The following is a 13,930-nucleotide window of genomic DNA, read 5'->3' as shown; positions in this document are numbered from 1 at the left end:
GTGCGGCATGCTCGCGAAGTTGCCGCTCGACAGTCCGCTCTGGCTCGAATTCGACGCCTGCTTTTCCACGGAGCAGGCCCTCGAATCGCTCCGTGAGGTACTGACGCGGCGGCAGCTCGGGGAGCCGTGGGACTCGCTTCGGTCCGAGCTGCTGCACCAGGGCACGGTGTACGACGTCACGTCGGCGGCGATCCCGCACCTGGTGGACCTCGCCCCGTCGTTGGACGCCGAGGAGCGCGCCGAGCTCTGGACCGAGATCGGGTTCTGGGTGACGGCCGGGGCGGATTACTACGAGGGCCCGCCGGCCGAGGGGCTGCAGGAGAGCGTGACCGCGGCGATCGGTGTCGCGGAGACCGGGGCGCTGGAGGTGTTCCGGGAGCGTGCCGAGTTCGGTGGCAGCTATTTCGCTTTGGCGTGTGTGACGCTCGCGGGGCACCCGAGCGGGGGCGCGATGTGGTCGTTCCTCTCGCCCGGTGAGGCGTACGTGACGTTGACGTGTCCCGGGTGCGAGGAGCAGGACGAGGTGGACGGGTTCGGTGACCCGTTGGGGCCGCCGTGTGCGCCGCCGCCGGTGCCGGACCTTGCTGCGGATGCCCGGTCTGTTCCCGGGTGGATTTCGTTGGCCGAGGAGATCGAGGCGGCTCGGGAGTTGTTCGGGCCGGGCTGGGAGGAGTTCGCGCGGGTCGCGGTGCGGGTGGCGCGGGCCGGCGTTCCGGAGACGACGCCGCCCGCGGCGGTGTGGTGTTTGATCGCCGCGATGGTGGCGTTGCGGGGTGATGCGGCGTGGGGGCGGACGATTGCCCGGTTGGCCGGGCATTACCAGTGTGTGACGTGCGAGGACGTGTACTGGATCGGCGATCTGATCGCCGAGGACGAGTTCGCGGAGCCCGTGGACGCCGCCGGCCTCGATCCCGCGACCTTCGCCGACGCCAACGGCTTCAAGCCCGCCCCGCGCGGCTGGCCGAGGTCCGCCCCGGCGCCGCTGGCACAGGTCCGGTGGCGCGCCGAATCCGGCCCGATCACGGCCCTGACCGCAGCCACCCTGCACACCGGTCAAACAATCCTCGCGGGCGTAGGCCCCGACGGCCTGGACCGCTGGGACCTGACCACCGGCACCTCCCTGCCAGCCACCGGCACATCCGCGGCCGGAGGCGCTGCCGCAGCGTCGGCCCCGGGTGGAGGCGTGGCTGTGTCGGCCGGTGGGGGAGCCGCCTCGGTGACGATGCCCGACGGGCGGGCGTATGTCGTTGCGGGAGGAGACGCGTTTCGGTGGTGGGATGTCGCGACCGGTGAGTTGCTGAGCGCGCGGCCTGGGGCGATTCGGGCGGTCGCGCCGGCGGTCGTTCCCGCGCCGGTGCACGGGCGGCATCCGGATGATCCGGGATGGCTGGCGGATTTGCGGGATGGGCGGACCGTCGTGGTGACCGGGCACGCTGACGGGTCCGTGCAGCTCTGGGACCCCGTGGCCGCTGAACCACTGGGGGAGCTGTACCGGACGGGCGAGATCCGGGCGCTCACGTCGGTGCCCGATGTCACGTTCGGGGACCAGGTCGTCGCGGTGTCCGGTGAGCTCACCGTCGACGTCTGGAGCTCCGCCGCCGTCACCGGCCAACGCTCGACGATGGCCCCGTCGGCCCCGAGGCTCGCCGCGATCGGCCATCGCACCCTGGTCGGCGTGGCCGGCACACCCGGCGGCATCGCGCTCGCCGACGGTGACGGCCGCGTCTCCCTCTGGACGACGTTCGGCGTCCGGCTCGGCGACCCGTTGCCCCCCGACCCCGCCCACACCGGCGTGGGCGCCGTCGCGGCCCTGACCACGGCGGACGACACCCTGGTCGTCGCCACGGTGAGCGCCCCGGACCACAACCTGCGGCTGTGGACACCCACCACCGGTGGGACCACGCTGATCGACCTCGACGCGACCCCCCGCACCCTCTGGGCCGCCGGCACGGTGCTCGTCGTCGGCACCGACACCGGCGTCGTGGCACTAGGCCTCGAGCAGCTAGGCCTTGAGCAGCTAGGCCTCGAGCAGCTAGGCCTCGAGTAGCTCGGCCTCGAGCAGCTCGGTCAGCTCGCGGAGAGCGACGCCGAGCTGCTCGGCGAACGCGTTCATGCCGTCTTCGACGGCGCGGGGCGTGCTCAGGTGGATCGCTACGCGATCCGGCAACAGTACGTAGCCGACGCCGATGCACTGGCTGCTCGTCGATCCGAACCCGAAGTAGTCGATCGAGGTCGACGGCGCCGAACTCGTGCTCAGATAGTCGTCGCGCATGATCAACCAGCCGGGCGACGAAAACAGCGAGGGCTCATCATCGACCCCCAGCTCCGCTCCACGCCGACGCTGAATGAGCTGCAACTCCCACAAATGCTGCTCCGGAGCCTCCCCGACCTGACACTCCTTGGCACGCCGAACATGAGCCCCCGCCGCCTCCCGCAAAGCCCGCGCCCGCGCCGCCACCGACGCCGCGTCGGCCTGCGCCGGTGGGGCGGACGCCTCCATGGCGTTGACGAAGGCCACGGCCTCGGGGGTGACGACCCGCATGGCCTCGGTGCGGCCTCGTCGGTACTGGCGGGTGGCGATGGATTCGTAGGTGGCGCCGGTGATGCCCTTGGCTCGGCGGTGGGCGAGTTGGTACGCCAGCTGCATGAACGCGTCGGGCGAAATCTTCAGCCGCTTCGCGTGATCAGCTCCCAGATGACGGAACGTCACCACGTTCGTCGCGGTGGCCGCGGCATAGTCCGCGAACGATTGCGCGGCCTCCTGCACCGAGGCGCGCAGGGCGTCGTCCAATGCGAAATCGAGGCGACGCGGAACCGGCACACCAGAAGAGGCCGCTTCATGACTCGCCGGCTCGAAACCGAGCACGAAATCCGTGAAGCCCAGGATTGTCGTGCCGTCGAGCTCGCAGTGCTCCACGTTGATTCCGGCCCGCCCATCAGCGAAAACGACGAACGACACCGCCTTGTCGAACCACCGATTCCCACTGTCCCCGTGCAGCAAGTGATCCGCCGCCTCGAGATCGGAGGCCGGCACGACGTCCTCCAGGCACACGCAGAACAGCGCGCTCTCGATCTCCTCCAGCAGCGCAGGATCCAACTGCCGCCGATCCGCCGCCCACTCCGCGCGAGCCTTCGTCGTCAGGTGCCCCACGGGATGATCGGTCACGAAACCGGACTCGAGCACGGCCCGCAACCCCGCCGAAATTTCCTCCAGCGTGTGTCCGACCACCTCTAGCCGGTACATCGTGCCGCGATGCAACACCACGATGTGCCGAGCAGCCGACGGCCCCTCCCACCCCTTCCCGTACGGGCCACGGACCGTGTCCTGCACCTCACCGGGGATTCGCGTCGTCGAGAACAGATACTTGTTCTGCTCCATGGTCTGCGGGGCACCGCGCACGACAGCGGGCGGCAGCTGCTCGACGTCGACCAGATGCTTGAACGCGAGCGCACCCGCGATGAGCGCCGTCGCCCGTTCCACCTGGTTCAGCGGCGCATCGCGGAACAGGAAGAAGAAGTTCGCGTTGAGCGCGATCCGGTCGCGCCGGCCCAGGTACCGGTAGGGCCAGAACGTGTCGAGCCAGCTGTGCACGCCTTCGCTGGCGTCGTACTTCTCCAGCGCGGCGTGCAGCGTGCGCCCGGGACCGTCGAGGAACTCGGTCACCGACGCTGACGTCTCCGCGAGCTGCGACGACGACAACAGCGGCGCGCACCACTGCAGGAACCGCGCGCCGCTGTCCTCCAGAGCGGGCAGCGGCGAGCGGGGAAGCGAGTCCTCGTGGGCGAACGTGCGAGTCACAGCGAGCTCCGGGGGCGCGAGATGTGCAGCTGAGCGTAGAACCAACCGTCGGATTCCCAGCCGGTCGGGTCGATGCCCAGTTCGGACAGACGATCCAGGACGGACGACTGTTCCGCACGCGTGGCGAACTTCCGCTGTCGCACCGGCTCGCCCACCGTCACGGTCTCGTAGCCGAGGTCGTCCAGGTGCCCGGAGATCGCATCGTAGGGGAACATCCGCAGGCAGAAGTGCGCCATCCACGGAAGCCGCGTCCCGGCTGCGTCGACGATACGCAGCAGCGTCTTCTCGGTGACGTACCCGATGCAGCCGGTGGAGAGCACCAGGTCGGTGCCGTCGATCTGGTCGCGCTGGGCCGGCTCGGGCTCACCGGCCTCGAGGTCGGCGCGGATCGCTTCGTCGAGGTAACCGGCGGCGACGGCGTAGTCCAGGGCCGCGGCCGAGGCGTCCAGCCCTGCGTACCAGGCGCGCTCCGGCCGAGCGCGGGAGCGGACGAGATCCCGGTCCGCGGTGAGCAGTTCCGCCCGGGAGCCTTCCCACCGGGAATACCTGTCGTAGAGCTCGTCCAGAGTGATGTCACAACGGAGGAGAGCAGCGTTGATGCCGTACGAACACCCCAGATCGAGAAGCTTCGGCGCCGGCACACCCCGCGCCACCCGGTACTCGTCGATCAGCGCAGCGAACCGCGGCGCGGCCAGCGCCGGGATGCCGTACTCGAGCGGCCGTAACGTCCGGAAGAACGGCCGCGGATCGGTCTGGGAGTAGATGTGGTCGAAGGACACCTTGCCGGTCTCGTCGCTCGGCACGCGCCTCACCCTTCAGTCGAGTAACTGGTCACCGCGCACGGCCACAGCAGCGTCGTGCTGGGCCGAGACACGGCCGAAGAGCTGCCGGGTTCGCGCCACGCTGCCGATGACCCCCGGCCGCTCGGTGTACGAGAAGATCGCCGTGTGCCGCTGCCGGGCCCCGCGAACGGTCGTCACCCGGTGCATCGCGAACCGACCCCGGAACAACTGCAGGTCACCGGGGTGCAGCGAAAGGCTTCTAGCCCCTTCGGCGCCTTCCAGCACTGCTCGTACCGCGGAGAAGTTCTCGGAGACGGCCGTGCGGATCTCCGGGCAGTACTCGAACATGCCGCCGTCCTCGGGCGCCTGCGTCAGCAGGCTGACCGCGAACTCGTTCGTGTCGAAGTGCCACGGGTGGCCCATGCCGGGCGAGACCACGTTCAGGCACAGTCCGGCGAGCGGATCGGCGAGCTCGTAGATCTGCGGCTTGCCGAAACACGCGGCGAGAAACCGCTGGAAGTCCGCATCCCGATACAGCTGCTGGATCAGCGCGTCGGCAGGAATCAGATCGCGCGCGACGAACGCGTTCTCCCGGCGCATCGGTATCCGCGCGGGGTGATCGTCGGGCAGCGAATCGTCGACCGCGATGTTGTAGACGTTCACGGTCTCGACGTCGTAATGCGCGCGCGGAGCCACCGCAGCGCCTTCGGCGCGCAGCGCCGGACGGAGATCCTCGCGGACGAAGTCCGGAATGACGCTGCAGCCGTCCGCGGCCAACTCCGCGCGGACGGCTGCGACAACGTCATGCCAGGTGGTACTGCCGGGGTCGGATAACGGATAACGCTCGGTGTCCCACACTGTCGCCTCCTCGGATTCCACATCGAATCCACTCGAAGGCGTTCAGACTAAACACATGCGTCCCAATAGGGCTGTGACGCTTTACACGGTCAGCTCTGCAGGAAGGCCAGGATGTCGGCGTTGATCGTCTCGGCCTGCGTGGTGGGCATGCCGTGCGGGAACCCGGCGTAGGTCTTGAGCGTGCCGTTCTGCACGAGCTCGGCCGAGAGCGGCGCGGAGTCGGCGTAGGGAACGACCTGGTCGTCGTCGCCGTGCATGACCAGCACCGGCACGGTGATCTTCGTGAGGTCTTCGGTGAAGTCGGTCTGCGAGAACGCCACGACGCCGTCGTAGTGCGCCTTCGCGCCGCCCATCATGCCCTGGCGCCACCAGTTCTGGATGACGGCCTCGATCGGCTCGACGCCGTCGCGGTTGAAGCCGTAGAACGCGGTCGCGGGCAGGTCCCGGTAGAACTCCGAACGCCGGGTGGCGACCTGGGTCTGGATGTCGTCGAACACGCTCTTGGGCAGGCCTCCGGGGTTGGCCTCGGTCCGCACCATGAGCGGGGGAACCGCGCTGATCAGCACGGCCTTGGCGACGCGCTCCTCACCGTGGCGGGCGATGTAGTGCACGACCTCGCCACCGCCGGTGGAGTGCCCGACGTGCACGGCGTCGCGCAGGTCCAGGTGCGCGGTGAGCGCGGCCAGGTCGTCGGCGTAGTGGTCCATGTCGTGACCGTCGCTGGTCTGGGTGGAACGCCCGTGACCACGGCGGTCGTGCGCGATGACGCGGTAGCCGTGCTGGAGGAAGAACAGCAGCTGGGCGTCCCAGTCGTCGGCCGAGAGGGGCCACCCGTGGCTGAAGACGATCGGCTGGCCGGTGCCCCAGTCCTTGAAGAAGATCTCCGTGCCGTCGTTCGTGGTGATCGTGCCCATGCCTACCTCCGGTGTGCTGAGGCCTGAATCGTTTAAGCCGTTCAGGCGAACACTATCCCGTCACTCGAGGCAGCTGGTGGATGGGCAGCGGTGCGGGCCCTCGGGCCCGCACCGGCTCGTCCTACGGCTCGGTGGTCACGGCGTCGAGCACCGGCTCGGCGCCGTACTCCAGCGGCAGCACACCACTCTCGCGGAGCTCCGCCTCCTCCCGCCGGCGCGCGACGACGACAGCGACCGCGGTCGCGGAAACCCCCAGTGCCGTCAGGAACAGAACCGTCTTCAGACGCCTACGCTTGGCCATGCGCAGACGGTAGCGCCTTCGCGCCAGCCTCGGCATTCCGGAGGGCTGGACGTGGATGATCGCGCAGGGGAAAATGCGTGCCCGATCCCATTGGCGAGGGGCCGCGGAATGAGCGATCTACCGTTCAGCGATCCAGAGCGCGGCGACGGCCGAGGCATTTTTGATCCGGGAAATCTCGACCGAACAGTCATCGCGATTCCGTTACTACGACAATTGCGCGCCGACCGGGAAAGCGGCGGAAAACCACGCCTCTACGACCTCGTCATCGACCTCAATTTCGGCTACCGCGACGGAGTGCCCGAAGGCCGCATCCGCGCGGCCGAACGGATCCGGGACGCGATCGAACGCACCGGCAACCGGCCGGGCCAGGGTGTCGACGAGGTGAAGAGCGAGTTCAGCCGTCAGTACCTCTTCGCGCGGCTGGACGGTCCCACGATCGAGGAGCTGGTCCGGCTCGACGACGCCGCCCGTCCCGCGGTGCGTGCCGAGGGACCGACCAGCGGAACCAGCCACCGCACCATTTACCGGGTCTGGCCCGACTTCCCGGTCCGCGCGCTCACGAACCGATCGATCGCGACCGTCAAAGCGGATGCGGCCGCGGCGGCGTTCGCAGCACTCGGTGACGGAATCGTGTGGGCGGTCGTCGATTCCGGCGTCGACCGCACGCATCCGCATTTCGCCAAACACCGCAACCTCGACCTCGATCCGGCGATCAAACACCGCGACTTCACCCGCACCGGTCCGGACGCCGATCCGTTCGACGACGCGTTCGGTCACGGCACGCACGTGGCGGGGATTCTCGCGGGGGAGTTGACAGCGACCAAGAGGAAACCGATCCGGGCGTTCTCCCGGCGACGCGACGAGCACGGCGATACCGACTGGGAGCTGATCGATCTCCCCAGGATCAGCGGAATGGCTCCGAAGTGCCGGATCGTCAGCATCAAAGTGCTCGACGAGAACGGCGACGGGTTGGCGAGCAGCCTCATCGCCGCGATGGAGGACATCCGCCGGATCAACAGCTACGGCAGGCGGTTGCTGATCCACGGCGTCAATCTGAGCGTCGGCTACGAGTTCGAGCCGGAGTGGTTCGCGTGCGGGCAGAGCCCGCTGTGCGTCGAGGTGGACCAGCTCGTCCGGTCGGGAGTGGTCGTCGTGGTGGCCTCCGGCAACACCGGCTACGGCTGGAACCAGGACTACCGCAAGGGTGCGGTCGCGGCCGGGCTGGACCTCACGATCAACGACCCGGGCAACGCGGAGCTGGGTATCACTGTCGGGTCGACGCACCGCGACATGCCGCACGTCTACGGCGTCAGCTACTTTTCGTCGAAGGGCCCGACCGGCGACGGCCGGCTCAAGCCCGACCTCGTGGCCCCCGGCGAGAAGATCCTGTCGTGCGCCGCGGGCACGAAGCTGTCGGACGCGCGGGGCGCGGTGGGTGACGTCGCGTACGTGGAGGACAGCGGCACCAGCATGGCCGCGCCCCACGTGTCGGGCGTGATCGCCGCGTTCCTCTCGATCCGGCAGGAGTTCGTCGGCAAGCCGGAAGCCGTCAAGGACATCTTTTTGAACACCGCCACCGACCTGCGCCGGGACGTGAACTTCCAGGGCCGCGGGCTGGTCGATCTGATGCGCGCCATCCAGTCGGTCTGAGGAGGTTCCACCGTGCGGACCATCGAAGGCTTCCCGTACGTCTCCGTCCAGTTCACGAAGGACGGCGCGGTGCACGAGCGGGCGAAGATCCCCGAGGCCACCGACCTGGTGGTGCTGTGCCACGGCTGGAACAACACGATGACCGAGGCCGAGAACTTCTACACGAAGCTACTGGGGCACCTGCGCGCCGAGCTGGCCGCGAACCGCGTGCCGGGCCTGGCCGACCGGACGTTCGCGGTCCTCGGTGTGCTGTGGCCGTCCAAGAAGTTCGCGCCGTCCGAGCTCACCGCGAGCGGCGCCGCTGGCACGGCATCCGTCGTCGACGGTGCTGTTCTGGACGGGCAGTTGCGACAACTGGCGGAACTGATCGACGACCCGGCGGCGACAGCCGCGCTCGACGAGGCGCGCAAGCTGGTGCCGGAGCTCGAGACGCGCCGGACCGCGCGGCAGAAGTTCGCGGAGCTGCTGCGGTCGGCGGCCGCCGGGGACGCCACAGAGGACGAGGACGCCTCGTCCGACCTGTTCCGGCTGCCCGGCGCCGAGGTGATGGAACGCCTGGCCAAGCCGGTTTTCGGCGCCGGTGGGCGGGCCGGCGCGGGCGGCAGCGCCGCGGGGCTCGGGCGGCTCTTCGCCGGTGGCCCGCTGGGTGCCGCGCGCAACCTCGCCAACTATCTGACGTACTACGCGATGAAAGAGCGGGCGGGCATTGTGGGCGCCGGCGGCCTGTACGACGTGCTCACCGGCGCGCGGAACCAGCGGCTGCACCTGGTCGGGCACAGTTTCGGTGCGCGGGTGGTGACCGCTGCGGTGGCGGGTCCTCGCGAGCGCCCGCCGCTGCGGGTGGCCAGCCTGAGCCTGCTGCAGGCCGCGTTCTCGCACTACGGCTTCGCCGAGCGCTACGACGGGACGAAGAACGGCGCCTTCCATCGGGTGGTGAAGGACGGGTTGGTGTCCGGCCCGATCCTGATCACCCACACCCAGAACGACGAGGCGGTCGGCGTCGCGTATCCGTTGGCGTCACTCTTGCGCAAGCAGGTGGGAAGCGGACTCGGAGACAAGAACGACCGCTTCGGCGGGCTGGGACGCAACGGTGCGCAGAAGACGCCCGGCACCGTGGCCGGCAAGTCCTACGCCGGCGGCCCCGCGCGGGTGTACAACCTGCTGGCCGACGACTTCATCCGGAACCACGGCGACGTGGCGAACGCGGGGACCGCCCAGGCGGTGCTGAGCGCGATCTCGGCGGGGAAGTGAGCGGTAGTAGTGTCGCCGCGTGGCCGCCAAGGAGTACGGAATCTTCCTGCCCATCGGTAGCGGAGGCTGGATGCTCTCCACCACCGCGCCGCACCCGGAGGCGACCTACGCGTACAACAAGCGCGCGGCGATGCACGCCGAAGCCATCGGGCTCGACTTCATCATGTCGATGGCGAAGTGGCGCGGGTTCGGCGGCACCACGGACCACTGGGGCGAGAGCCTCGAGTCGATGACGATGATGGCGGCCCTCGCGGAAGCCACCGAGAACGTCAAGATCTGGGCCACGGTGCACGCCAACGTCCACAACCCGGGGATCGCGGCGAAGATGTTCACCACGCTGCAGCAGATCTCCGGTGGACGCGCCGGCATGAACATCGTCAACGGGGCGTACGCGGCGGAGTTCGCGCAGTACGGCCTGTGGAGCGACCTCTCCAAAGAGGACCGCTACCGCATGACGGCCGAGTGGACCGACGCGGTGCTGCGGCTCTGGTCGGAGGACAGCGTCACGCTCGACGGCGAGTTCTACCAGCTGCGCGAGGCGGAGTCGCGGCCTCATCCTGCGGTGCGGCCCACGATCATCAGTGCCGGTCAGTCGCCGGCCGGGCGCGCGTTCCAGGCCGCGTACGCCGACGGGGCGTTCCTGTCGGCGAGGGCGTGGGCCGAGGGGGCGACCGGGTCGGCGGTGTTCCAGACCCCGTACGTCAGCGGTTCGACCGACACCGTCGTCGAGCACATCCGCACGATCGTCCGCGAGGCGGAGCTGGACGGGTTGATGCTGATCTTCCCGGAGTACGACGAGGACATGCTCCGCTTCGGAGAGACGGTGCTGCCCCAACTACGCAAGCTCGACGAGGATTAGGCGACCGGAGCTCGTCGGGGCTTACCTCGATCCGCTCCGTGGTCAAGACGTGCCCATCCGGTGACGATCAGGACCAGCGCGGCGATGTACGTCGCCATCACCAGCAGATCCTGCCCCGGCAGCTCGATCTCAGCCGCGCCCAGCCCGATCAAGAAGTCGGACACCAGAAAGAACGCACCCCCGACCGCGACCCGCCGCGACACCCCACAGGCGGCAGCGGCCATCAGACTCAGCGCAAGGCTGTACACCAGCACAGGAACCCGCAGGTCACCGAGCCGCTCCCACAACAGCGCGTTCGCCACCGCCCAGAGCACCCCGTACCCCGCGAGCGCGGGTACCCGCAGCCGCGCCCGGCGCACGAACGCGCTGGTCAGGCATACCTGCGTACCCGCAAAGAACAACATGCCGACGAGAAACGCGCGCTCGTCGTCGATCAGCAGTGCGACGTCCCCAGCCGTGGCGAAGCCGAGCGCAACCACCACCGGATCCGGCCGCCGCCGACGCACCAGATAGACCGCCAACAGCGGCGCGAGCAGCGGCTTGGCAACCCACTGCAGCACGGTGACGTCCAGCGCGACGGCAAGGAGCTCGAGCGTTGCGGCGACGGCGAACAACGTCAGCATCGAGGGACCCTATCCAAGAGATGCGCCGAAATGCCGAACTGGCCGCGGAATCAGGGCTGTGACCTGGGCCAGGACTGGCTGTACGGCAAGCCGCTCCCGGCGTCGGAGGTCGCGATCCGGCGATAGCGCTTCGCCGGAATGCTCGTTCACTTAGGATCGCGGCATTGCGTCGAGGTTTCCCCACTATTTCGGGAGACGCCCGTGGTCAGTTTCAACCTGGCTCAGGTTTTCCAGACGGTTGCCGACTCCATTCCGGACACTGAGGCCGTGGTTTTGCGAAACCGCCGCCTCACCTACCGAGAGATGAACGAGCACGCCGACGGCATCGCGCACTACCTGGCCGATCGCGGGCTCGGGGTCCGCAAGAACCGCGCCGAGCTGGCGGGGCACGAGTCCGGGCAGGACCACATCGGTCTCTACCTGCGCAACTGCCCCGAGTACATCGAGGCGATGGTCGCGGGGCACCGCGCGCGGCTCGCCCCGTTCAACGTCAACTACCGGTACGTCGCCGAAGAGCTGTCGTACCTCTTGACCGACGCGCGCGCCCGCGCGCTCGTCTACCACGCGGAGTTCGCCCCCCGCGTGCAGGAGATCCGGGACCGGTTGCCCGATCTGGAGGTCCTGATCCAGGTCGACGACGACAGCGGCAACGCGCTGCTCGAGGGCGCCGTGGCCTTCGAGTCGATCCTGGACACGACGGGGGATCTGGCCCCGGCCAGCGGCGACGACCTGCTCATCCTCTACACCGGCGGCACCACCGGCATGCCCAAGGGCGTTCTGTGGCGCCAGGACGACATCTACGTCGCCGCGATGGGCGGCACCCCGTTCGGCTCCCCGGACCCGTACCCCTCCTACGAGGCCATCGCTGCCGCCGCGGCCGCGAACCCGGGCGGCCAGCGGGTGCTCATGATCCCGCCGTTCATCCACGGCGCCGCGCAGTGGAGCGCGTTCTACACGTTCACCAACGGCGGCACGGTGATCCTGCTCGACGACACCCAGCACCTGTCCGGGCCCGAGGCGCTGCGGCTGCTCGTCTCCGAGGGCGTCGTGTCGGTGCCGGTCCTGGGCGACGCCGTCGTGCTGCCGGTCGTCGAAGAGATCGAGCGGGCGATCGACGCCGGCGAGCCCTACGACCTCTCGGCCCTCGCGGTGATCTCCAACGGCGGCGCACCGCTCTCGCCCGGCATGCGCGACCGCCTGCTGGCCGTGCTCCCGAACCTCATGCTGCTCGACGCCGGCGGTGCGTCGGAGACCGGCATCCAGATGAGCGCGCTGTCCGCGACCGGCGCGATGGTCGAGGCAGGCGTCTTCGACGCCCACGAACAAACAGCGGTGATCGACGACACGCTCACCCGATCGCTGAAGCCGGGCGAAGGCGAGGGGTGGCTGGCCCGGCGGGGCCGCATTCCGCTCGGGTATCACGGCGACGCGGAGAAGACGGCCCGCACGTTCCCGGTCGTCGACGGAGTGCGGTGGTCACTGCCGGGCGATCGCGCCGAGCTTCTGGCCGACGGGCGGGTCCGGCTGCTCGGCCGGGACAGCGCCACGATCAACACCGGCGGCGAGAAGGTGTTCGCCGAGGAGGTGGAGCGGTCGTTGCTGGCGCATCCCGCGGTGCGCGACGTGATCGTCGCGGGCCGGCCGTCGTCGCGGTGGGGCAGTGAGGTGGTGGCGATCGTCGAGCTGAACGATCCCGTCAGCGACGAGGAACTCATCGCGGAGAGCGCGCGGCACATCGCGCGCTACAAGCTGCCGAAAGCGGTGATCCGGGTACCGGAGATCGCCCGGTCGCCGTCCGGCAAGGCCGATTATCGCTGGGCGAAGGAGCAGGTCAAGCAGCGGGGATAGGGCGGCTGCGCCGAGCTTTCAGGTACTTCGAGATCGCGACGACCGCTTCGCGGCCGGCGCGGTTGGCGCCGACTGTCGACTGGGAGGGACCGAACCCGATCAGGTGGACGCGGGGCTCGGCGGCGACCTGGGTGCCGATCAGCGGAATGCCGCCGCGCACGTTGCGCAGGTGCAGCGGATCGAGGTGGGCGAGCGCGGCCTTGAAGCCGGTGGCCCAGAGGATGGCGTCGACCGGGGTGAAGGCGCCGTCGTGCTCGCGGACGCCGCCGGGCTCGAGCGCGGTGAACATCGGGCGGCGTTCGAGCGCGCCCCGCTCCTTCGCCGCGACGGCGTACGGCGTCCAGGCGAGGCCGGTGTAGGAGACGACGCTGCCGGTCGGGTTGCCCGCCTCGACGTCGGCGGTGACCTTGGCGATCGTCTGGCGTCCGGCTTCGGGGTCGAATTCGCCCGCGCGGAAGACCGGTTCGCGCCGCGTGTACCAGTACGTCGTCGCGAACCGGCTGATCTCCTCGAGTTGCTGCACCGCGGAGATGCCGCCACCGACGACGGCGACGCGCAGCCCGGCGAAGTCCTCGGCGCGGACGTAGTCGTGGGTGTGCAGCTGGATGCCGTCGAAGTGGCCGGGGTAGCGGGGGAGGACGGGGTTGGTCCAGGTGCCGGTCGCGTTGATCAGGGCCTCGGCGTGCCAGGTGCCGTGGTTGGTTTCCACGACGAGGCCGCCGTCGTCGTGGACGCTGTGCACCCTGACCGGCCGAACGATCGGCAGATCGAACTCCCGCTCGAACGCGGCGAAATACCGCGGAACGGCGGTGCGGCTCGGCTCGTCGGGGTCGATCGGGGGCTTCGGGAAGCCCGGGAGGTCGAAGATCCCGTTGACGGTGGCCATCCGCAACGAGTTCCACCGGTGCTGCCACGCGCCACCGGGCGCCGCGTCGGCGTCGAGCACGACGAAGTCGATGTCTTTGCGCTTGAGGTGGTAGGCCGCCGACAACCCGGCCTGCCCGCCCCCGACCACCACCACCGCCACGCGCTGCACGTTCTCCAG

Annotated in this window: 12 protein-coding genes; 5 read left to right on the top strand and 7 right to left on the bottom strand. The window is 69.4% G+C overall.

Annotated features, from left to right (window positions below; translation table 11 throughout):
* The first annotated feature begins 7 nt into the window (after positions 1 to 7).
* Positions 8 to 2,047 (top strand): WD40 repeat domain-containing protein, encoded by a 2,040-nt coding sequence (locus ACGFY5_RS13670; RefSeq protein WP_392719918.1) that lies wholly within the window; start codon positions 8 to 10, stop codon positions 2,045 to 2,047.
* On the opposite strand, the gene ACGFY5_RS13665 is transcribed toward ACGFY5_RS13670, so the two are convergent.
* The 5 genes from ACGFY5_RS13665 to ACGFY5_RS13645 all read right to left on the bottom strand — a co-directional run bounded on the left by ACGFY5_RS13665 (position 2,033) and on the right by ACGFY5_RS13645 (position 6,654).
* Entirely contained in the window at positions 2,033 to 3,799 is a 1,767-nt protein-coding gene (locus tag ACGFY5_RS13665) for a choline/carnitine O-acyltransferase (RefSeq protein ID WP_392719917.1), read from the bottom strand. The two genes, ACGFY5_RS13670 and ACGFY5_RS13665, sit on opposite strands and share 15 nt — an antisense overlap.
* Positions 3,796 to 4,602, bottom strand: a complete 807-nt coding sequence (locus ACGFY5_RS13660; protein WP_392719916.1) for a class I SAM-dependent methyltransferase — start codon at positions 4,600 to 4,602, stop codon at positions 3,796 to 3,798. The genes ACGFY5_RS13665 and ACGFY5_RS13660 overlap by 4 nt, the downstream gene beginning before the upstream one ends.
* A gap of 12 nt (positions 4,603 to 4,614) precedes the next feature.
* Positions 4,615 to 5,460 carry an arpA protein gene (locus ACGFY5_RS13655; protein ID WP_392719915.1) on the bottom strand — a complete coding sequence of 282 codons (846 nt, stop codon included), beginning with the start codon at positions 5,458 to 5,460 and terminating at the stop codon, positions 4,615 to 4,617.
* A 68-nt stretch (positions 5,461 to 5,528) separates the two neighbouring features.
* Entirely contained in the window at positions 5,529 to 6,353 is an 825-nt protein-coding gene (locus tag ACGFY5_RS13650; RefSeq protein WP_392719914.1) for an alpha/beta fold hydrolase, read from the bottom strand.
* Positions 6,354 to 6,474: 121 nt separating this feature from the next.
* Complete coding sequence (locus ACGFY5_RS13645) at positions 6,475 to 6,654, bottom strand: hypothetical protein (protein ID WP_392719913.1); 180 nt, start codon at positions 6,652 to 6,654, stop codon at positions 6,475 to 6,477.
* Positions 6,655 to 6,762: 108 nt separating this feature from the next.
* Here ACGFY5_RS13645 and ACGFY5_RS13640 point away from each other — a divergent pair, with 108 nt between their 5' ends.
* From ACGFY5_RS13640 to ACGFY5_RS13630, 3 genes are read left to right on the top strand one after another with little or no spacing between them, the layout of a single operon-like run.
* Positions 6,763 to 8,304, top strand: coding sequence for a S8 family peptidase (locus ACGFY5_RS13640; protein ID WP_392719912.1), 1,542 nt, complete (start codon positions 6,763 to 6,765; stop codon positions 8,302 to 8,304).
* Between the two features lie 12 nt (positions 8,305 to 8,316).
* Positions 8,317 to 9,555, top strand: a complete 1,239-nt coding sequence (locus ACGFY5_RS13635) for an alpha/beta fold hydrolase (protein WP_392719911.1) — start codon at positions 8,317 to 8,319, stop codon at positions 9,553 to 9,555.
* A gap of 19 nt (positions 9,556 to 9,574) precedes the next feature.
* Positions 9,575 to 10,414 (top strand): LLM class flavin-dependent oxidoreductase, encoded by an 840-nt coding sequence (locus ACGFY5_RS13630; RefSeq protein WP_392719910.1) that lies wholly within the window; start codon positions 9,575 to 9,577, stop codon positions 10,412 to 10,414.
* On the opposite strand, the gene ACGFY5_RS13625 is transcribed toward ACGFY5_RS13630, so the two are convergent.
* Positions 10,411 to 11,037 carry a lysoplasmalogenase gene (locus ACGFY5_RS13625; protein ID WP_392719909.1) on the bottom strand — a complete coding sequence of 209 codons (627 nt, stop codon included), beginning with the start codon at positions 11,035 to 11,037 and terminating at the stop codon, positions 10,411 to 10,413. The two genes, ACGFY5_RS13630 and ACGFY5_RS13625, sit on opposite strands and share 4 nt — an antisense overlap.
* Before the next feature lie 138 nt (positions 11,038 to 11,175).
* On the opposite strand from ACGFY5_RS13625, the gene ACGFY5_RS13620 reads away from it, so the two are divergent.
* A complete protein-coding gene (locus ACGFY5_RS13620) occupies positions 11,176 to 12,885 on the top strand; it encodes an acyl-CoA synthetase (RefSeq protein WP_392719908.1) in 1,710 nt (569 codons plus the stop codon).
* Here the strand turns inward: ACGFY5_RS13620 and ACGFY5_RS13615 are convergent.
* Positions 12,869 to 13,921 (bottom strand): flavin-containing monooxygenase, encoded by a 1,053-nt coding sequence (locus ACGFY5_RS13615; protein ID WP_392719907.1) that lies wholly within the window; start codon positions 13,919 to 13,921, stop codon positions 12,869 to 12,871. The two genes, ACGFY5_RS13620 and ACGFY5_RS13615, sit on opposite strands and share 17 nt — an antisense overlap.
* Positions 13,922 to 13,930 lie beyond the last annotated feature (9 nt).

Source organism: Cryptosporangium sp. NPDC048952 (assembly GCF_043197895.1).
In the GTDB taxonomy this organism is placed as follows: Bacteria; Actinomycetota; Actinomycetes; order Mycobacteriales; family Cryptosporangiaceae; genus Cryptosporangium.
Note: the sequence above shows the minus strand (reverse complement) of the source record. Positions and strands in the feature narration are given on the sequence as shown.